We start from the raw sequence: 19,739 nt of genomic DNA, 5'->3' as shown, positions 1-19,739 counted from the left end.
ATCCAAGTGTCCTGACTACTTGGATCCAAGAAATTTAATTGTTTTAAATTTTTCCCTCTATACACCTATTTAAAATTTATGTTATCCACATGTGCAATATAATCTATAATAACGTTTATCAATACAATATATTAAAAAATATTATGAGCTTCGTAAAAGAAAAAAACACCCCTGTGATGGAGCAGTATTTGAACCTGAAAGCTCAATACAAAGATCATCTGCTATTTTATAGGCTAGGAGATTTTTATGAATTGTTTTTCGATGATGCTATTAAAGCTGCGAAATTGCTGAATATAGTGCTCACTAAGAGAGGTAATTCGTGTGGGCAAGAAATACCAATGTGTGGAGTGCCAGCACACAGTAGTGAATCTTACCTACACAAGCTAATAGATTTAGGATTCAAAGTAGCAATCTGTGACCAATTAGAAACTGCTGATGAAGCAAAAAAGAGGGGCTATAAATCCATAGTAAAACGTGATGTAGTGCGAGTTGTAACTCCAGGTACAATTATAGAAGATTCACTACTGGAGGATAAAAGCAATAATTATCTCGCGTCCATAGTTGAACAAAATGACGAATATGCTATTAGTTGGCTTGAATTATCGACGGGAAAATTTTTTCACACTTTAACGAGTTTGAAAGCTCTAGATAGTGATTTATTGCGTATATCACCAAGAGAATTATTAATTTCTGAAAAATTCACTGAGGATGAAAAAATTAGATCGATTTTAAAAAATTATAAAATATCAATTACGCAACACGCACAGAGTTTTTTTGAGTATAGTAAATCTCACAGAACGTTATGCGAGTTTTATAAAATCAGGGAACTTGGGAGTATAGGAAATTTCAGCAAAGTAGAAATCATGGCGTGTGGTGCACTGCTTGAATATGTCAGAGTAACGCAAAGGGGCTCCATTCCAAGGCTTGAATTCCCAAAAACCTATAAGCAACAAAATTTCATGCTTATTGATGCTTCAGCAAGGAGAAATCTTGAGTTGTTTTCAACTCAATTTGGTGAAAAGAAAGGTTCACTAATTTCAGTTATTGATCATACAGTTACAGCTTCTGGTGGACGCCTGCTCAAACAAATGCTCGCTTCACCCCTTGCTTGCTCCAAGGCAATCAATTTGAGGCTCAGCACCGCTCAATTTTTTGTAAATAATCATGAGCCACGCAGAAAAATACGAGAGATATTATCTAACATTCCAGATATTGAGAGGTCTTTATCGCGCTTAATACTAGGGCGTGGTTCACCAAAGGATATGAACCTATTGAAAATAGGCCTAGGAAAGACTTTAGAGTTGTCTGAGTTTCTGTCTACCTTGCATAATTATTGTTTAAGTGAAAAATCAGAAATTAACTCTCAGATGTCATTCCAGTGCTTGACCGGAGAAAAGGAACCAGTGTCTACTACTCAGGTGATAAGTAGTGACGAGAGTGAACTCAGCACAATACATAAGAGCCTTGGTAATCATAAAGACCTATTTGAACTGCTAAATAGTGCTATACTTGATAATAATCTCAGTTCCGTGAAAGAGGGAGGGTTTATCTACCCAAAATACAACTCAGAATTATCTGAGTTATCTTATATATTGAACAACAGTAACAAGTTGGTAACTAAGCTCCGTGAATCTTATCGCGACCTAACTGGCATTGCCGCACTCAAAATATTGCACAACAATATACTCGGTTATTACGTTGAAGTATCAGCAAATCACAAAATAACTTCGGATATATTTATTCATAGGCAAAGCTTAGCAAATAGCATGCGCTACACTACTAATGAATTGAAAGAACTAGAAAATAAAATTCTTACGGCACGTGATGCTGCAATCGGCTTAGAAATGAAAATTTTTAGTGAACTGTGTAGTGAAGTTGCTAAAGAGTCTGAAAAAATTGCTCTTGCTGCAAATGCTTTGGCAAAACTTGATATTAGAACCGCGTTTGCAGAGCTTGCAGTGCAAAATAATTACGTAAAACCCATTATTGATGACAGCAAAGAGTTCAATATCTGTAGCGGAAGACATCCAGTGGTTGAAGTTAACGATAAATTCATTGCAAATAGCATCAATTTAGCTGGTATACATCTAATTACTGGTCCTAATATGGCTGGAAAAAGCACTTTCTTGAGGCAAAACGCTCTCATTGCAATTTTAGCTCACATGGGGTCATTTGTGCCAGCAGAGAGTGTACATATTGGAGTGATTGACAAGATATTCAGCAGGGTTGGCGCAACGGATAATATAACAGCTGGTTATTCTACCTTCATGGTAGAGATGATCGAAACAGCAACGATAGTAAATCAGGCAACGGACCGTTCCTTGGTGATACTTGATGAAATTGGTAGGGGCACAGGGGTGTATGATGGATTATCTATTGCACAGGCGGTGATTGAACATATTCACAATGTAAATAAGTGCCGCGCCATTTTTGCAACTCATTATCATGAATTAACTAAAGTAAGCAAATACTTGAAGAACGTGAAATGTTTTTGTGTAAAAATAAGAGAGTGGAACGGAGAGGTTATCTTTCTACATGAAGTAATTGAAGGCATTGCAGATGAGTCATATGGAATACATGTAGCAAAACTTGCTGGTTTTCCTGATTCTGTTTTAAATAGAGCAAGTGAGGTATTTGAGGAGCTGAAGGCTTGAATCATTATTATAAGTGAAGAATTACCTATACAATCGTGGTAGTAGCTATAGAAACGAAAAACTTACTTGACACCCTTCGCCAGCGCCCTTATCATGATAGTGAAGCTATTGTATTTGCTTTCGCCAATCTGCAGATTAAAAGGTAAGGATTACTTAATGTATCGGCGTCTTATGTTCAATTTTTTGCAGTATATAGATACTGTATGTCTTTACAAAACTTCATCTACATCTAGATTTTTATCTAAATAAGCTGAACGCGCTTATAAAGCGTTACAAGACATCAAAAAATGCCAATACTCGACAGAGATAGTAAAAGACTAGCTAACTCGGGGATTCTTTGTCTTTTTTTCTGCTTGGTAAATTTCTTAAACATTTGCAGCGTAAGTTAGTTGCAATTAAAAGCGGCTGAATCTCGCTTGTCAAGCGTTTAAAACATAAAAAACGCCAATATTTTAAAGCGGATAATAACCCCAGGGCTTCTTTTGCCTTTTTTTTCATTTGGTAAATTTCTTAATGTTTGTGGCTAACATGAACAAACATTTGAGAGTAACTTCCGCTAGTAGGGTGTCATCCCAGTGTCTGGGCACTGGGATGACAAAAAAAGGAGGCTACTCGGATGACAGCTAGCCTGACAACCGTCATCCCGCTGCTTGTTAGCGGGATCTCTTGTTAGCGCCGCGGCGGTATGACGTAGAATTTTACACTCACCAATTCAGTGTCCAATCTGGATTCCAGACTGGAATGACACCCTTTTGGATGGAAACCAGTGTCAGGACACTGGGATGACAAGAAAGAGGCTACTTGGATGATACCTATAGCCCTGTCATTCCAGCGCGTGACGCTGGAATCTAGTTCTTATTATATATCCAGAGATTTACTATATTAGTAATATCAAACTAGATCAATTCTTGCTACTTCAATTTTTCTTTCAGTTAATTCCTGCCTGGCACGTTAAGTCTAGCCTTTTATAAATGAACCAGAATTATAATTTATCTTTTAAAAATCTCAAATGTAATAAATTTATGTTTTAAAGGATTTGATATATCAAATTTTATTGTATTTACTTTCTCATCAAAAACTATAGTATTCTCATCTATGTGATATCTGTCTATTTGATATGCTAGTGAAAATGCGTCAAGCTTATCAGAAGTTGGAGGAGATTTATATACCACTACATTTAAAGTTTCTAAGTCTAAGTTCACTCTAACAGTCACAACACCTTGTTCAAACGAACTTTCAAACAAACCTTGAATAGATTCACCATGCATACATGGCGGGTCCATTCTTACAGCAGATATACATCGATTATATATTGCATCCCCTGAACCGTTGTGCATGCACATCGTAAAATCTTTACTTCCTTGAAAAAGGTCTATAAAATCTACCATAACACTTCACCACTACATAACAAACACTTTATAATATTATAAGTAACTAGCAAGCTCCATTACTAATTTCGTAGTGACTCTAATTGCAAAATTTAATATAAGTAGTAAAGTAGAACCACTGAATAAAAAACATATGTTAATTAATACAACGTCGGAGCTGGAGGACATATGTGAGGGGTTGATAGCAAAAAAGCCAAAATTTATAGCAGTTGACACGGAGTTCATTAGAAATAATTTAATCTACTACCCAAAATTATCGTTAATTCAAATTTCTTACGGAGAGAAGAGTTTTATTGTAGACGCATTAGTGCCAGAAATTGATTTATCATTCATTAAGAAAATAATGCTAAATCAGGGGATAACCAAAGTGTTTCATAGCTGCCGGCAGGATATAGAATCCTTACTCACTGTATTTAAATGTATTCCCACTCCCATTTTTGATACCCAAGTTGCTGCTATGTTTTGTCATTATTATCATGACTTTATTGGTTACTCAAAAGTAGTGGAGCAATATCAAGGAATAGCACTGGATAAAATTAAAGCTAAAAATTCAGATTGGTTAAGGCGTCCGTTGTCCGAAGATCAGTTAGATTATGCAGTAAACGACGTGGTACACCTATATGACCTATACCAAATATTGTGCAATAAACTTGAAGAAAATAATAGGATGGGTTGGTTTCAAGAAGAGATGGAATCAATAGTTGATATAAATAAGTATTTACATAGCCCAAAAGATGCATGGAAGAGGATTAAATTTAATTATGAAGTAAATCCAAGATTGATACTAACTGTTAAAGCAGTTAGTGAGTGGCAAGAAACCTTAGCACAGCGCTATAATATGAACCGTAATAAAATAATCAATAATGCTGTAATAGCTGATTTTATTGAAAAAAATGTAGAGCATGTTGATGAGATTTTAGATGATCTCAAGAGGAATACAAAAAATATAAAAGATGCGGATTTACTAGAGTTTGTGAATATTTTTAATGAAAATGAGAGAAATTGGATGCAGCAAAACAACACCTTATCGAGTAATTATGATAAATCTGTACTTGATATACTCTCAATTATTTTAGATAGTAAATGTAAAGAAAGTAACATATCAAGGAAATTAGTTTCTTCAAAAGATGAGTTAACCGGGTCAATATCTAGACAGACAGATAAATTATTCAAGGGATGGAGATATGATTTTTTTGGCAGGTCAGTTGAATCATTTTTGAACACAAGCTCAAAATTTGAGATTTCAGCAGTGAAATCCGCAAATAATATAACCAAAATTCAGAGTAATTTAGTGGAGAATAACTGTTGCTAAAGTAACTTAGATTTATCGACAATCGTCATCCCGCTACTTGTTAGCGGCTAAGAGATACCGCGAATGAATCGCGGTATGACGGTTAAGTAGGGTGTCATCCCAGTGCCTTGACTACTTCGATCCAGGAAAATTGATTGTAAACGAGCAAACATTTTCGATAAAATTACCAAAAAGCTAGATCCCAGACTGGGATGACACCACCTACAAATTGCAATGTTCGTATAGTTATGTGCTTGACACTGGGATCTAGAAAATCTAGTTAATATATATAGAGAAACCTTAGCTATAGTTTCAAAAGAAGTCGAATGTATTTTGTTATATGATTATAAGTCTAACAGGCGGAATTGGGGTAGGAAAGAGCTTTGTAGCTAATTGCTTTCAAGAGTTTGGTGCTGTTGTATTTGATGCTGATTCTGTTGTACACCAACTTTATAAAGTGGATAAAAGCATAATAAGTTATGCAGAGAAAAATTTTCCTGGAGTGGTAGTAAATGGTGAAATAGATAGAACAGTACTGTCTAAATATTTCTTAGCCTACGATGAAAATTGGAAACAATTTCAATCTTTGGTTCACTCTGCTGTGCTGCGTGAATTAGAATTTTTTATTGCCAAGGAAAAAAAGATCGATAGAAAACTTTTAGTTTTAGATGTGCCACTTCTATTAGAAACAAAATTTTATTTATATTGCGACCTTATTGTTTTTGTTCATGCAGATAGCGTTGTGCAAGCTCAAAGACTTAACGAACGCAACATAGATAAAGAAAAGCTTAATCTAATCTCCGATGTTCAGTTATCTATTGAGGAGAAAAGGAAGATGAGTGACTTTATTATCGATACCAGTGTAAGCAAAGAGTATGTTTTTTCTCAAGTAAAAGATATAGTGGATTCATTAAACCTGAACACGTAGCTCTACGTCATACCGCCGCGGTATCTCTAGATCCCGCTAACAAGCAGCGGGATGACGGTTGTCAGGATCCCAGCAGCCTCCCTCCCCTGTCATCCAAGTAGCCCCCTATGGTGTCATCCCAGTGCCCAGACACTGGGATCCAGGAAAATTGATTGTGCACTATAGCAACATTTTTGATCAAAAACTGGATTCCAGTGGGCTTTGTTGCATCGCTACTTATGAAAGGCTAACTATAGTTAGGATTATAAGCAACCTATTGAAAATCTTGTTTTTTTGCAATCAATCTGATCAAATTTAAGAATAGTAATTTGTTATTTATATTAATAAATTTAATTCTATTGAAAATAGCTAAAGCATTGAAATTCTTGAATTTTAGCCGGATTGGTAAATGGTAGTGAAATTTCTTTTACTCAAATTTAGGTATTCATTGACCGTTCTTGTTATAAATACCAGAATAATAAGCTACTGATATTCCCTATCTTTTTTATCTTTAATCCATCATAGCTAGCGATGCAACAAAGCCATTCCAGTGTCAAGCACTGGAATGACACCCTTCCGATGGGAACTGCTCTCAAACTACAACAGCATGAGTAGCTATAGAAGCTTTAATGATACAAGAAAAAATAAACAGCTATCATTTTTTTAGTAATTAAGTAAAATAGAGTGAAAGATTGCGAGGAAGTTTTGAAAAATAAGATAAAAAAGATAGTAATTTCAGGAAAGGAAGTGTGGCCAATCATCGAGGGCGGCAAAGGCATTGCAGTTAGTGATGGAAGATCAAGCGGAGCATTTGCTGCAGCAGATGCTGTGGGTACATTTTCTGGTGCAAATGCTAAGCTTATTGATGATAATGGCAAGTTAGTGCCACTAATTTATAAAGGCAAAACAAGAAATGAAAAGCATAGTGAATTGATTGAGTATAGTATTGAAGCTGGAATTAGTCAGGCAAGAATAGCAAATGAAATATCAAAAGGTCATGGAAGAATACACATGAATGTACTTTGGGAGATGGGAGCAGCAGAACGCGTGCTTCATGGCATATTAGAAGGAGCGAAAGGTTTGATTCATGGTATTACCTGCGGTGCTGGTATGCCTTATAGGCTTGGAGAAATTGCAGCTAAATATCAGGTTTATTATTACCCTATTATCTCATCGGTGCGTGCTTTTAAAGCATTATGGAAGCGTGCTTACCAAAGAATATCTTCCTATTTGCTTGGTGGAGTAGTGTATGAAGATCCATGGCTTGCTGGAGGGCACAATGGACTCAGTAACAGTGAAGATCCAGAGCTACCACAGGCTCCATTTGAAAGAGTTGCAGAGCTTAGATCTTTCATGAACGAGATCGGTCTTTCAGAAACACCAATTGTTATGGCAGGAGGAGTGTGGCATTTGAAAGATTGGGAACATTGGTTTAACAATCTGCAAATTGGACCAATAGCTTTTCAGTTTGGCACTCGTCCACTTTTGACGAAAGAAAGCCCAATTTCTGCAGAGTGGAAAAAGAAGCTACTCACTTTAGAAGAAGGTGATGTATTTTTAAATAAATTCAGTCCAACAGGGTTTTACTCATCTGCAGTAAAAAATAACTTCATACGTGAGTTGCAGGAACGGAATTCACGTCAAATAAAGTTTTCAGAAAATGCTAGCGAAGAATTTAATAATGAATTTGCAATGGGTAGCAGAGGTAGAAAGATCTACCTTACTGCAAAAGACAAAGAACTGGCAAATACATGGACTAAAGCAGGGTACACAGAAGCAATGAAAACCCCAGATTCAACTGTTATTTTTGTGACGCCAGATAAATTTAAACAAATAAGAGAAGATCAAATCAATTGTATGGGATGTTTGAGCCATTGTTTGTTTAGCAATTGGAAAGATCATGGTGACCATTCAACAGGACGAAAGCCAGATCCGCGTAGTTTTTGCATACAAAAAACACTGCAAAACGTTATACACGATGGTGATATTGAGAACGAACTCATGTTTTCCGGGCACAATGTGTACAAATTTAAGCAAGATCCATTTTATGAGAATGGCTACGTACCGGCAGTAAAAGAACTGGTGGAAAGGATATTGACTGGGTATTGAGTCAGTGACCTTACCCAGAAAAAGTGGAGAGAAAGTGTGGAATGTTTTTTACAAAAAGAATGATGCATCAAATTGTTCTGGAACGCAATAGTTAATAGTGACGTTGTTTGTTATAAAAAATTTCTATGTATTCAAATATTGCAGTTCTAGTTTGTTGAGCAGAGTGTTGTGAAGTATCAATAAGTATTTCTCTTTTCAATGAGCTAAAGAAGCTTTCTGCAACAGAATTGTCGTAACAACAGCCTTTATTACTCATCTATATTCTTTACAGCTAAGAGATATTGATACCCTTGCGCAGTATATTGTGAACCTTGGTCACTGTGCAGCAGTAGATTTTTAACAGGTTTACGCCTATTAATGGCCATTAATAAAGAGTTCATAACCAATTGTTTATTTATTGCACTACTCATTAACTACCATACGTGAGAATTATTGCTGCCAAATATAGCCATCCCTCCTTGGTTTTGATGTAAGTAATCCCATACTTTATTTGGTTGATCAACAATAAAGTTTTGATCTAGTATATTGGGAGCTACAGCTCTATTATCTGTTTGTTGTTTTTTAATTTTAAACTTTCTTCTCAGTATAGCCCTGATGTCATTTTTCTGCATAATACTTTGCACCGTTTTCAAATTGCAACTTTTACCCAAAGCCTTCAATTCAGCATAAATTTTAGGAGCTCCATATCTACATTTAGAAACTTGATATATTTTTTGAATAGCTTCGAGTAGCTCTTTATTTGCTGATTCTCTACTGCTTATTTTTCTTGTAGTCCACTTATAGTAGCCACTAGCAGAAAATCCTACATAATTCCTGTACTTTATAGCAGTTACTATATAAAAAAATATTTTACTCTTTTTGACTGGCCAGGGCTTTTTTTTAAATGTCTCTTTCCCTTGTTACTCTTGCTTTGTAAATCAAACCTCTCTTTGTCGTAAGGAGCCATGTTACCTCTACCTGGAAATGCATCTGCTGCCGACTTTTTTTCGTTGTGTTTCTTTATCCATTTTCCTAATAAACCACCCTTTATTCCTAAATCTCTTGCTATTTTTGTAATTGTTTGACCTGCCTTTCTTTGTTCATTTGCCAGTTTAACAGCTTCCAATTTGAATTCTGCTGTATATTCTCTTACCATTTCTAATCCTCCAAAATTTTATTTTACCCGAAAAAACTCCTTTCTTTCTCTCCACTTTTTCTGGGTAAGGTCAGAAATTTAATGATCCAGGATATACTCCTTTGTTAAGGGAGATTGAGCATTTTCGAATATTTCTTGAGTGCTTCCAGACTCAACAATTCTGCCATTATGAAAGAAAATTACACTATCAGATAACTTTTTAGCTTGCTTCATTGAATGAGTCACCATAATTATAGTAAATCTTAATTTCAGCTCTTGTATAAGATTTTCGATTGCATTGGTTGCCATTGGATCAAGAGCAGAGCACGGTTCATCCATTAATAAAATAGTTGGCTTCACTGCAATTGCGCGAGCGATGCATAGCCTCTGTTGTTGGCCACCGGATAAATTGAGTGCGCTATCTTGCAATCTGTCCTTCAATTCTTCCCATAAACCAACCTTGGTTAAACTATTTTCCACCATCTCATTCAATTTTTGCTTATCCTTCGCCATACCATGCAATTTTGGCCCACAAGCAACATTATCATATATTGATTTTGGAAAAGGATTTGGCTTTTGAAATACCATACCAACTTTTGCTCTAAGTAGTACAACATCCATATCGCGTGAATATATATCACCCAGCCCATCGATATCTAATTCACCAACAGTTTTGCAACCTGGTACATAGTCATTCATACGATTAAAACAACGCAAAAATGTTGATTTACCGCACCCGGATGGTCCGATAAAAGTAGTAACTTTTCTTTTATAAATATTCAAATTTATATCGAATAAAACTTGCTTAGAGCCGTACCAGAGATTTAAATCTTTAACAGAGGCACGTGTATTGCTCATATCACATCCTGCATTGAATAGAGCCCCGGAATTTCTCTTTTATTTTCGTATAGCCATACTGCTGCTTGAACAGCTCCTCTAGCAAATGTTGTGCGATCAATTGCTTTGTGGTTTAGTTCTATCCGTTCATCAGAATTAACAAACATCACGCTGTGATCTCCTATTACTCCACCTCCACGAGATACTGCAAAACCTATTCCCCCCTTTTTCCTTATGTTTGAACCACTATGTAAATATTGATTGGACTGAAAATCCACTTTTGAAGCGTTAGCAATTGTTTTGCCAAGTTCTATAGCTGTTCCAGATGGTGAATCCTTTTTTAAGTTATGATGCATTTCCCAAATCTCAACGTCATATTCATTACCTAAAAGCTCAGCAGCTTTTTTTACCAATTTCAGCAACACATTAACCCCAACACTCATATTTGCTGACCATAATATTGGAACTTCAGCAGCATATTCTTTCAAATCGACACCTTCTATTCCAGTTGTGCCACTAACCAGCGGTGTTTTAAATTTTACAGCTGCTTTAAGGCAGTCTAACATACATTCTTTAGTTGTAAAATCTATTACAACGTCAGATGACTCAAATATGCCACTAATAGAACTTGTAACTTTAATTCCTAGATTGGCTATAATTGGTCCAATATCTGAATCTATGTACTTACTACCTGAACGGGCAACAGCACCTGCTATTTCCACTTTGGTATTTGTAATTAATTCATTGAGTATTTTTTTGCCCATTCTGCCTAAGCAGCCTATTACTCCAACTCTGATTTTCATAAAGCTTTTTACGTTTATTAAGAATGTTAGGCCTTTTTTTAAGCTCTGTCACTTCTGATCTATATTCTATAGCTGTACGAACACTGCAATTTCAGATCCCAGTGCCTTGACCACAACTATTGCAATATGGTACATAGTGAACGATGTCATTCCAGTCTGGAATCTAGCCTTTCTGCAATCTCATCGAAAACGTTGTAACCACTTTCTATGCTAGTTTGCTTGCTTACAAGCAAACTTTTCTGGATCCCAGTGTCTGGGCACTGGGATGACAGGAGAAGGCACTGGGATGACAAGAATAGGGCACTGGGATCTAGTGGGCTCAAACTACAATGTTTGTACAGCTGTGATCTATATTCTATAGCTGAATAATTTAACAATTCAAAATGAATACATATCCTATTGAGCTCTATATTACATACCAGGTTGCTCTGCCTTTTCCATGCTGAGTAATGTGATTACTCTTTACGAGATTAGATACGTGCTCCTTTAAGGTATTGCAGTTTGCTTTAGTAATATTTTCCAAATCCTTAATTGTAAGACGTCCATGTTTGCTGAGTAGTGCTAGTATTTCAGCAGAAAGTGGTGGTAAATAGAGATTTAACACTTTTTCATGTGACACCTTTTGTTCAAGATAAAATTTTTGCTTTTGTAGTGACCTTAAAAAGAACATAAGCCATGGATTAAAATCATTGCTGCTCGTCTTCAAGGATTGTTGAGTACGACGCAAAGCTAAGTAGTAACTCTCCTTATTACTTTCAAGGGAACTGTAAGGTACATAGATATACCCTAACTTTAGTAACAAGAAAGTTGTGAGAATGCGTGATAATCTGCCATTTCCATCCTGGAAGGGATGAATAGCTAAAAAAGTAACTATAAAAATGCCAATAATTAATAGAGGGTGTAACGATTTCACCTCTAATTGCTGGCTAGTCCAATAAATAAGTTCTTGCATTTGTGTTGCTGTCTCAAATGGAGAGGCTGTTTCAAAAACTATGCCCAAGCTTTTTCCAGATTCATCAAACGCTTCAACATGATTGGGGAATTTTTTATATTCTCCCATGTGCCTTTGATCTTTATATGAAAATTGTAAAAGCCAGATGTGAAACTGTTTTATAGTGTTTTCTGTAAATGGCATCTTGTTAAAGTTTTGAAATACTTCTTCACACACATACGCATATCCGGCTATTTCTCGTTCATCTAGAGAACGAAATGAGCGTGTATCAAGTTTGGATAGTAATTGCTCAACTTCACGGTCTGATAATCTTGCCCCTTCAATACGAGTAGAAGAACCAATACTTTCAATTGTTGCAATTTTCTTGAGCATTTGTAAACGTTCTGGAGCTAAATTACCAAACAATTGCCATGCTCCTTTAAATTCATCAATTTCAGCAACTAATTTTAACATTTCAGGTGTTATTACAATTTTTGAAATGTCAAACATATCTGTATTTTTATCTAGTTATATTCAATTATATTCGAAAATATCCTATTAGCAAAGAATACTTGTGAGACACACACTAAAGAATGAATTTTGGTAGGCATAAAAGCAGCTATTTTATGTTAAAATACAACATTTTGATGAAATTATAAGAAAGGCTGGATCCGAGTAGTCAGCTACCCGTCAGTGCATGTTGAAAAATCATTTTATGATCTAAATCAGTTTTTTTACAGGTAACTTCTAAGCTTATCAATTTTTCCAAGATCTTCTTAAGTTCTGAAAGTTGCAAACTTTTCAAATGAGATTTAAAACTCTGCAATTGTTTAAAAAACAATGGAGGGCTTAGCTGATCAATCGCAGCCTGCTCACTCATTCCACCTTGCACTGACAGCAAAACGTTTTCAAGGCGTAGGAAATAATTTGATATAATGCGAATTAGCGCTATCGGTGAAAAATTTTCTTGCGATACCAATGCATCAGAAATTCTAATGAAGCGCAACATATCTTTACTTGCTATGGCAGAACATAAATCATCAAGTGTAGCATAGTCGTTGCCGGAAGTTGAAAAGCATAATTCTATATCAGTAAGTTTTAGGTCTTTTCTCTCCCCTAAGTATAAAACTAACTTCTCAAGTTCTGAACATATAGGCAGCTTGCTATGATTAAAGTAAGATTGCAAATGGTAGATTATCTCATTTGTGCATTTTATATCATTTTGTTTTAAGTAACTTGATATAATGTCATAAAGATTGCTGTTGCTGTCCTTATAGCAAGCAATCACACCAAAAATTTTTGAACTCTCCATATAACTTTTAGTCGCAGAATTATATGGAAGATCACTTGCTACCATCATTACATAGTGACCACTTGCGTTATAATCCAATACGTTTTTTAACTCTTTGGATATACCTCCACTCACATTTATCAGCTTAATTAATTTTTTGCTGGTAAACATCGAAACGTTTGCCAATTCAGAAAACAGTAAACTGGGTGACTTATTCACTATTGCAAAATCCATCACCTGAACTGAATACTCACCCAAATTAGCAATTATTTCTTGTACATAAAAATCAACCCTACTGTTATCACTTCCATGAATTAACACACCACGTAAAGCATCAGGTTTCTCTAGGAATTTTTTAACTTTGGATGGTGTGACCCTCATGCTATCTATATGATATCATTCTCATTTGACTGTACATGAGTATCCAAAGACTCTGAGTCTCCTTGTGCAATATTATGCACATCACCTGCTACATCATCTGACTCTTCTGTTTTTCCTGTAATATAATTATAAAATTTTTTCACAGGTTGAGATATATATTTGGAAAAAAATCCTTCTTCGCTCATATTGCTTACTCCATAAAATTAACAACTTATCATTAGCATATAAATAATAGTATAGCAAAAACTATTTTGTGCTAAGATAGTGATGTTTTATAATGAGTATATTACAAAATTATTAACATTCGAGATCAAAATTAAGCCAACCTGCTTAATACTAGCCTTATAAAATAAGCGATAATTAAATATACCGCTGCAACAAGTATAATTGCAGGTCCAGTTAACAAATCAAAACTTGCAGATAACATGAGACCTGATATCCCAGAGATCACAGAAAAAACTGTTGCAACAATAATCATCTGCATTGGAGTTTTCGAAATGAGCCTTGCAGATGCTGCTGGTATTAGCAAAAATGCAGCAATGAGTAATATTCCTATTAGTTGGGCAGCAATTGCTATAAATATAGCAAGAGTGATTAAAAATTCTAGTCTAACAAAGGTAACATTAATTTTTTCAACTACTGCTAAATCTTGATTAATTGAAATCATTAACCAATAACGCCATCTAAATATTAATATCAAAGTAACTACTGCAGAGGTTAAAAAAATCAATACTATATCACTTTGATCGAGCGTTAATATATCACCAAACAGTGAGCTAATAATACTATTATTGCCAGATGGAAGAAAAGACATAAGTATTAAACTCGATGATAAAACTACATTGGTAACAATGTTCAATATCGTATCAGCAGAATATAATCTGTTAAAATTAAGAGAAAGTAGTATAGCAAATGTAATTGCAATGAGCATTATGCTAAGCGATGGGCTAATCTTAAAGATTAAAGCAAGTGCAACACCAAGCAACGAAGAATGGGACAAACTATCACCAAGATAAGATAACCTTTGCCATATCATAAACGATCCTAAAGCGCCTGTTACTAGGCTAATTACAACTACTGCAACTAGACTATTGATGAAAAAGTCCTGGGTAAGCATGCTATATGGCTATTAGATAACTGACAACAAATCTATCTTCGGATATTAAAACGTTATGGGTTCTGCATGCAGAACCTGTTGTCATAAATTCAAAATTTAAACCTTTTTGTTCCATAAGATAGGACTTCACTGAAGAACTTAGTATATTGCGTGTTTTACCAGTACCTATTATCAAAATTTCTATTTCCTCTGTTAAAAAAGATTTAAAATGTTCCTTGCTATTTATATCACTTTCTTTCAATTTAATCACCTTTTCAGGAAAAATTATAATTGAGCCGCAATATTCTCTATTATTCACCAAAAATTTTCCTTCCCTGTAACCATTTATAAGATTTTTATTCTCGGAAATTAAGGGCATAAGTCAAACTATTAATTGAGTGTCACATACCCACCATTCTGGTTGCTTTTTTCCGATATTAACTGCAGCAGCTTTTGCATTTTCCTCACTATCGAATATTCCAAAACATGATACACCACTGCCTGACATGCGAGAAAGTATAGAGCCTTCTTGTGACTCAAGTGTTGATATCACATCCTTAATTTCAGGTACAAAGCTTATTGCTATTTCTTGAAGATCGTTTCTCGTCTCTTTAAGAAGCTTCAACAAATCCTTTTCAGCGTCATCGCTCCATTTAATTGGCTCAGAAAATCTTCCTTCATGTTTGGAAAATACCTCTGGTGTACTCAAAAACCTTTTTTTCGGTTTCACAAGCACCACATTTGTAGGTAAAGAGAATTTTTTAATGTGGCATAATTCTTCGCCAATACCTCTAACAAAAACTGGCTTGCTATCTACGCTTGCGGGAACATCAGCACCAACGTTTAAGGCTATTTCATTTAAAATCGTCCTATCAATCTCCCACAGCTTCCCTAGCGTACGTACCACAGCTCCAGCATCTGAGGATCCGCTACCAAGTCCTGCAGCAATTGGTATGTTTTTTACAACCTTTACAGTGACTTTAGTGCGTACAGGAGCATGCCTAAGCAGCAGATTAACCGCTTTCATTACAGTGTTATACTGGTTATTTATTCTAGACTCGGAGTTTATAAATTCAACTGTAGAGTTATCGTATCTAGAATCCTTCTCACCTACTTTTATTTCCAAAAAATTAGAGAGATTAGCAAAGACAAATAAACCTTCAATCAAGTGATACCCTGTTTCTTTTTTGTCTACAACATGCAAAAAAAGATTGATTTTTGCAGGCGCCTTTACACAAAAACTTTTCATTATATATCTTCACTAACACTATTTTTACATTATATGTATAATGCTATTCTAGTCAACTTTTATAAGGTTCTCGCACTTCTGATGAGATCAAATGCCATAAATCCTAATTTCTCTGTGTGGGTAAATGCGTCCGCTGGTACAGGCAAAACAAAAATCTTAATAGACAGAGTATTGAGACTTTTATTAGAAAACAAAAGAAATATTCTTTGCTTAACATTCACCAATGCTGCAGCAAACGAGATGGAGAATCGCATTCACAGCATACTCAGTAAGTGGGCAATATGTTCAGATAGTGAATTAATAATGGATCTGGAACAACTAGATTTCTTTCCGATGTACCCCTACTTGTCATCCCAGTGCGTGACACTGGGATCCAGAAAAAATAAAGATTATTTAACAAGAGCAAGAAGGCTTTTCTCTGAACTGGAAAATCTTGGTCTAACTATACAAACCATACACGCTTTCTGTTACAAATTAATTTCCAGCTTTCCCATAGAAGCTGGCATTGCTCCAAATTGCACGCTGAGTGAATGTAAAGAATTACATTCCATCATATTCAATAAAGTGCTTCATAACGAAACTGTGCAGGATGATATCAACCTTATTGCAACTGAAATTGATGAAAATAAACTACGCGATTTGCTTTATACTTTATGTGTAAAAAGATCGATGTCAGCAAATGATTCGAAATATATCAAAGATAAATTGAGCGCCCCAGATGGAATTCATGACTTACAGAGTGAAACAATTGAGCACGTGGGAAGACTAGCCGAGATATTAAGTGAAGGCAGTAAAAGAGATCAGAGTTATAGTGAAATACTTTATTCTACTGTCATCCCAGCTGGGATCCAGAAAAAAAGAACCAGTGTCAGCTACTCGGATGACACCGGAATAAAGTGGAATGACACCAAAATAGAAAACCTAGCCAAGGTATTTCTAAAATCAGAATCGCACGAAAAAAAGAGCATATCATCCATTGCAACAAAAAGTATTTTGGAGAAATTCAAAGATGCAGAGCAAATAATAGAGAGCGTTCAGAATGTAGTATTTACCCATATAAGAGACATGAACTCTTATCAAATATTCAAGAGAACCAGTAGCTTACTTGGTATATTTAAAGTATATGTTGATCTATACAGTAGCGAAAAATCAAAAAATGCACTGCTTGACTACAATGATATAATTGGCTTAGCAACAAATCTTCTCAGCAATCCAAACTATAAAGATTGGATATTGTTTAACTTGGATCAAAAAATAGATCACATCCTTGTTGATGAGGCACAAGACAATAGCATCAGCCAGTGGAAAATTATAACAAATCTCTGCGATGAATTTTTTGCCGGTAATGATGAAAAGCGAACCTTATTTGTAGTTGGTGACGTAAAACAATCAATATACAGATTTCAAGGAGCAAATCCCCATCTATTCAACTATATGCAACAATACTTTCATACGAAAACTGGTGGTAGAGATTGGATATCATGCCAACTTGAAAAGTCATTTCGCTCAACTCCAGAAGTTTTGATGCTTGTAGATAGAATATTTAATAACTTCCGCGCAGAAATATCTTTTAATGATAATGAAATAAAACATGTTCCACATAGAGAAAATGACCAAGGATATATTGAAATTTGGCCAGCGTTACCAAGGCGCAAAGAGAAAGAACAGCGAGCTTTACAAATTCCTCTGACATGCAAGGAAGGTTATACAATAGCAGATCGATTACTTGCTCAAACAATAGCTAACAGAATTCACAATTGGTTAAACGAAGGGCGGATTTTAGTCGCTAAAGATCGCCATATAGAGCCAAGAGACATTATGATTTTGGTGCGACAACGAAACGTGTTAGTTGATTACATAATAAGCGAACTTAAAAAAGCAAATGTGCCAGTTGTAGGCCGGGATTATTTTAGAATTATGGACTATATAGCCGTGCAGGACTTAATAGCTTTGGCCGAATTTTTACTCCTCCAGGCAAATGATTTAGCTCTTGCAAATGCTTTAAAATCACCGCTATTTAATTTCACCGAGGATGATTTATTTAACATTGCATACGACCGTAAAGAGCATTCACTATGGGAAAGAATTCAGGATTATTCTGTGGTTATCTATAGTGAATTAAACTATCTCATTAACTTATCTCGCATAGAGTCTCCTCTTGCACTATTTACACATATATTGCGCACAGGTAAGAAGAAATTTGCTGCAAGGCTAGGTCTTGAGTGCTTTGAGGTTCTAGACGAATTTATGAACCTTGTGTTGCAATTTGAAAACCCATCTCTTCAAGCGTTTGTTCAATGGATCAAGGAGAATAATCCGGAGATTAAGAATGATATGCAATCAGAACGCAATGCTGTGCGAATAATGACGATTCACAAATCAAAAGGTCTGCAAGCTCCCATAGTATTTTTGGTTGATACAAATACGGTGCCAAGAAGCAATGAAAGTATCATCTTTGATGGAATGGAAGTGCCATTTTGGTGTGGAAAAAACAACAATGCTTATTGTGATCAAGTAAAAAGAGAGAAAAAACTAGAGGATTATAATGAATATTTGCGTTTATTATACGTAGCACTCACGCGTGCTGAAGATGAGTTATACATCTTAAGCAAAGAGCCAGTGCAAAAGGGCTCTTGGTATGATTTAATCACTCAGTATGGAACATCATATGAAAAGAAACAAGCATGCTTACAGCCAATATTTAAAGAAAAAGTTGAAGTGCTATGTGTGAACGCAAACTACCCTTACATTTATAAAAAACGTGATTACTTTGACGTTCCGGTCATTTCTCTTCCGCCAAACCTATCAATGTCATTCCAGCACGTAACGCTGGAACCTAGAGAAAAAAAGCCAGTGTCTAGCTACTTGAATGACAAAAAAAAGAGCACTGGGATGACAGATGGTTATGCAAGAGGCCTAATAATTCACAGCATATTGCAGTATATGCCCAAGATAGAAAAAGAAAGGAGAAAAAATTGGGTCAGAAAATACCTTGATAACATCAACACCAGTGAAGATAAGGATGAAATTTACAGTAAAATATTGGCCTTTAATGAAAAATATGGCTATTTGTTTGACTTAGGAGGCAAATCAGAGATTACACTGAGTGGAATAATCGATGGCGAACCAGTATTAGTACGACTAGATAGGCTATGCATAACGCAAGATAAAGCAATCATAATTGACTACAAGTCACACCGTAACGTTTCTGTTTCCTTATTAAATGAAATAAAAAAACAGATGTTAATCTATAAAACCTTAGTACAAGAAATATATCCAAACAAGCAAGTAGAGTGCGTGGTTATTTGGGTGGAAGATTTAACCATTCAATCTGACTTTTAACGAAACTTGATTGCAAGAAATAGCTACTACGTCATACCACCGCGAACCGTCATACCGCGATTCATTCCACAACTGTACGAACATTGCGATTTGGGCCTACCAGAAGGGTGTCATGAAAGTAGCTGACACTGGTTCCTTTATGACGGTGTCATCCCAGTGCCCTGACTACTTGGATCCAGGAAACTTAATTGCAAGTAATGCATTGGGTTTGGTGAGTATGGGTTTTGCGTTATAGAATGAAGCACTTTTGGTGAATTTGTAAAGAAAACTGGATTCCAGTGTCAAGCACTGGAATGACAAGTTCTCGGCAACCCCTACGTCATCCCGTCACGGTATCTCTTAGCCG

General features: G+C 35.6%; 20 protein-coding genes. 6 read left to right on the top strand and 14 right to left on the bottom strand.

Annotated elements, in window-relative coordinates; all coding sequences use genetic code 11:
* The first annotated feature begins 143 nt into the window (after positions 1–143).
* Positions 144–2,654: a DNA mismatch repair protein MutS gene (mutS, locus tag ABWU29_RS03375; protein ID WP_141457327.1), complete on the top strand. Its 2,511-nt coding sequence runs from the start codon at positions 144–146 to the stop codon at positions 2,652–2,654.
* Between the two features lie 989 nt (positions 2,655–3,643).
* Here the strand turns inward: mutS and ABWU29_RS03370 are convergent.
* The gene (locus ABWU29_RS03370) at positions 3,644–4,042 is read right to left on the bottom strand and encodes a hypothetical protein (protein ID WP_007548550.1); all 399 of its coding nucleotides are present in this window, start codon (positions 4,040–4,042) and stop codon (positions 3,644–3,646) included.
* Positions 4,043–4,175: 133 nt separating this feature from the next.
* Between ABWU29_RS03370 and ABWU29_RS03365 the strand changes: the two genes are divergently transcribed.
* The 3 genes from ABWU29_RS03365 (at position 4,176) to ABWU29_RS03355 (ending at position 8,349) form a co-directional block, all read left to right on the top strand.
* Positions 4,176–5,354, top strand: a complete 1,179-nt coding sequence (locus tag ABWU29_RS03365) for a ribonuclease D (protein WP_141457325.1) — start codon at positions 4,176–4,178, stop codon at positions 5,352–5,354.
* A 319-nt stretch (positions 5,355–5,673) separates the two neighbouring features.
* The gene (gene coaE, locus ABWU29_RS03360; protein ID WP_006280338.1) at positions 5,674–6,261 is read left to right on the top strand and encodes a dephospho-CoA kinase; all 588 of its coding nucleotides are present in this window, start codon (positions 5,674–5,676) and stop codon (positions 6,259–6,261) included.
* Positions 6,262–6,945: 684 nt separating this feature from the next.
* Positions 6,946–8,349 carry an NAD(P)H-dependent flavin oxidoreductase gene (locus ABWU29_RS03355; RefSeq protein ID WP_015588855.1) on the top strand — a complete coding sequence of 468 codons (1,404 nt, stop codon included), beginning with the start codon at positions 6,946–6,948 and terminating at the stop codon, positions 8,347–8,349.
* Positions 8,350–8,440: 91 nt separating this feature from the next.
* Here the strand turns inward: ABWU29_RS03355 and ABWU29_RS03350 are convergent, their stop codons facing one another.
* From ABWU29_RS03350 to ABWU29_RS03290, 13 genes are all read right to left on the bottom strand, one after another.
* Positions 8,441–8,605, bottom strand: a complete 165-nt coding sequence (locus ABWU29_RS03350) for an IS3 family transposase (RefSeq protein ID WP_010082072.1) — start codon at positions 8,603–8,605, stop codon at positions 8,441–8,443.
* Positions 8,598–8,759, bottom strand: a complete 162-nt coding sequence (locus ABWU29_RS03345) for a DDE-type integrase/transposase/recombinase (protein ID WP_010082071.1) — start codon at positions 8,757–8,759, stop codon at positions 8,598–8,600. Before ABWU29_RS03345 ends, ABWU29_RS03350 begins: the two co-directional genes overlap by 8 nt.
* Before the next feature lie 3 nt (positions 8,760–8,762).
* Positions 8,763–9,110, bottom strand: coding sequence for an IS3 family transposase (locus ABWU29_RS03340; RefSeq protein ID WP_081600752.1), 348 nt, complete (start codon positions 9,108–9,110; stop codon positions 8,763–8,765).
* A 71-nt stretch (positions 9,111–9,181) separates the two neighbouring features.
* The gene (locus ABWU29_RS03335) at positions 9,182–9,484 is read right to left on the bottom strand and encodes a transposase (RefSeq protein ID WP_081600753.1); all 303 of its coding nucleotides are present in this window, start codon (positions 9,482–9,484) and stop codon (positions 9,182–9,184) included.
* 78 nt (positions 9,485–9,562) lie between these two features.
* Positions 9,563–10,321 (bottom strand): phosphate ABC transporter ATP-binding protein PstB, encoded by a 759-nt coding sequence (pstB, locus tag ABWU29_RS03330; protein ID WP_006280935.1) that lies wholly within the window; start codon positions 10,319–10,321, stop codon positions 9,563–9,565.
* Positions 10,318–11,103: a 4-hydroxy-tetrahydrodipicolinate reductase gene (gene dapB / locus ABWU29_RS03325; protein ID WP_010962542.1), complete on the bottom strand. Its 786-nt coding sequence runs from the start codon at positions 11,101–11,103 to the stop codon at positions 10,318–10,320. The genes pstB and dapB overlap by 4 nt, the downstream gene beginning before the upstream one ends.
* A 146-nt stretch (positions 11,104–11,249) precedes the next feature.
* A complete protein-coding gene (locus ABWU29_RS03320) occupies positions 11,250–11,426 on the bottom strand; it encodes a hypothetical protein (RefSeq protein WP_153801318.1) in 177 nt (58 codons plus the stop codon).
* A gap of 83 nt (positions 11,427–11,509) precedes the next feature.
* Positions 11,510–12,544: a Fic family protein gene (locus tag ABWU29_RS03315; RefSeq protein WP_353280126.1), complete on the bottom strand. Its 1,035-nt coding sequence runs from the start codon at positions 12,542–12,544 to the stop codon at positions 11,510–11,512.
* A gap of 169 nt (positions 12,545–12,713) precedes the next feature.
* Positions 12,714–13,706 carry a DNA polymerase III subunit delta gene (gene holA, locus ABWU29_RS03310; protein ID WP_015589088.1) on the bottom strand — a complete coding sequence of 331 codons (993 nt, stop codon included), beginning with the start codon at positions 13,704–13,706 and terminating at the stop codon, positions 12,714–12,716.
* 5 nt (positions 13,707–13,711) lie between these two features.
* Entirely contained in the window at positions 13,712–13,891 is a 180-nt protein-coding gene (locus ABWU29_RS03305; protein ID WP_010082539.1) for a hypothetical protein, read from the bottom strand.
* A gap of 131 nt (positions 13,892–14,022) precedes the next feature.
* A complete protein-coding gene (locus tag ABWU29_RS03300) occupies positions 14,023–14,823 on the bottom strand; it encodes a metal ABC transporter permease (RefSeq protein ID WP_010962536.1) in 801 nt (266 codons plus the stop codon).
* A gap of 1 nt (position 14,824) precedes the next feature.
* The gene (locus ABWU29_RS03295) at positions 14,825–15,181 is read right to left on the bottom strand and encodes an Mth938-like domain-containing protein (protein ID WP_015589089.1); all 357 of its coding nucleotides are present in this window, start codon (positions 15,179–15,181) and stop codon (positions 14,825–14,827) included.
* A 3-nt stretch (positions 15,182–15,184) separates the two neighbouring features.
* Complete coding sequence (locus tag ABWU29_RS03290) at positions 15,185–16,051, bottom strand: 4-(cytidine 5'-diphospho)-2-C-methyl-D-erythritol kinase (RefSeq protein ID WP_353280125.1); 867 nt, start codon at positions 16,049–16,051, stop codon at positions 15,185–15,187.
* Positions 16,052–16,132: 81 nt separating this feature from the next.
* Between ABWU29_RS03290 and ABWU29_RS03285 the strand changes: the two genes are divergently transcribed.
* The gene (locus tag ABWU29_RS03285; protein WP_141456955.1) at positions 16,133–19,393 is read left to right on the top strand and encodes a UvrD-helicase domain-containing protein; all 3,261 of its coding nucleotides are present in this window, start codon (positions 16,133–16,135) and stop codon (positions 19,391–19,393) included.
* A 112-nt stretch (positions 19,394–19,505) separates the two neighbouring features.
* Positions 19,506–19,628, top strand: a complete 123-nt coding sequence (locus ABWU29_RS03280; RefSeq protein ID WP_255324787.1) for a hypothetical protein — start codon at positions 19,506–19,508, stop codon at positions 19,626–19,628.
* Positions 19,629–19,739 lie beyond the last annotated feature (111 nt).

It is taken from the genome of Wolbachia endosymbiont (group A) of Phasia obesa (assembly GCF_964028125.1).
Taxonomy (GTDB): domain Bacteria; phylum Pseudomonadota; class Alphaproteobacteria; order Rickettsiales; family Anaplasmataceae; genus Wolbachia; species Wolbachia pipientis.
The sequence above is the reverse complement of the archived record's forward strand: the minus strand, read 5'-3'. Positions and strand labels throughout refer to the sequence as shown.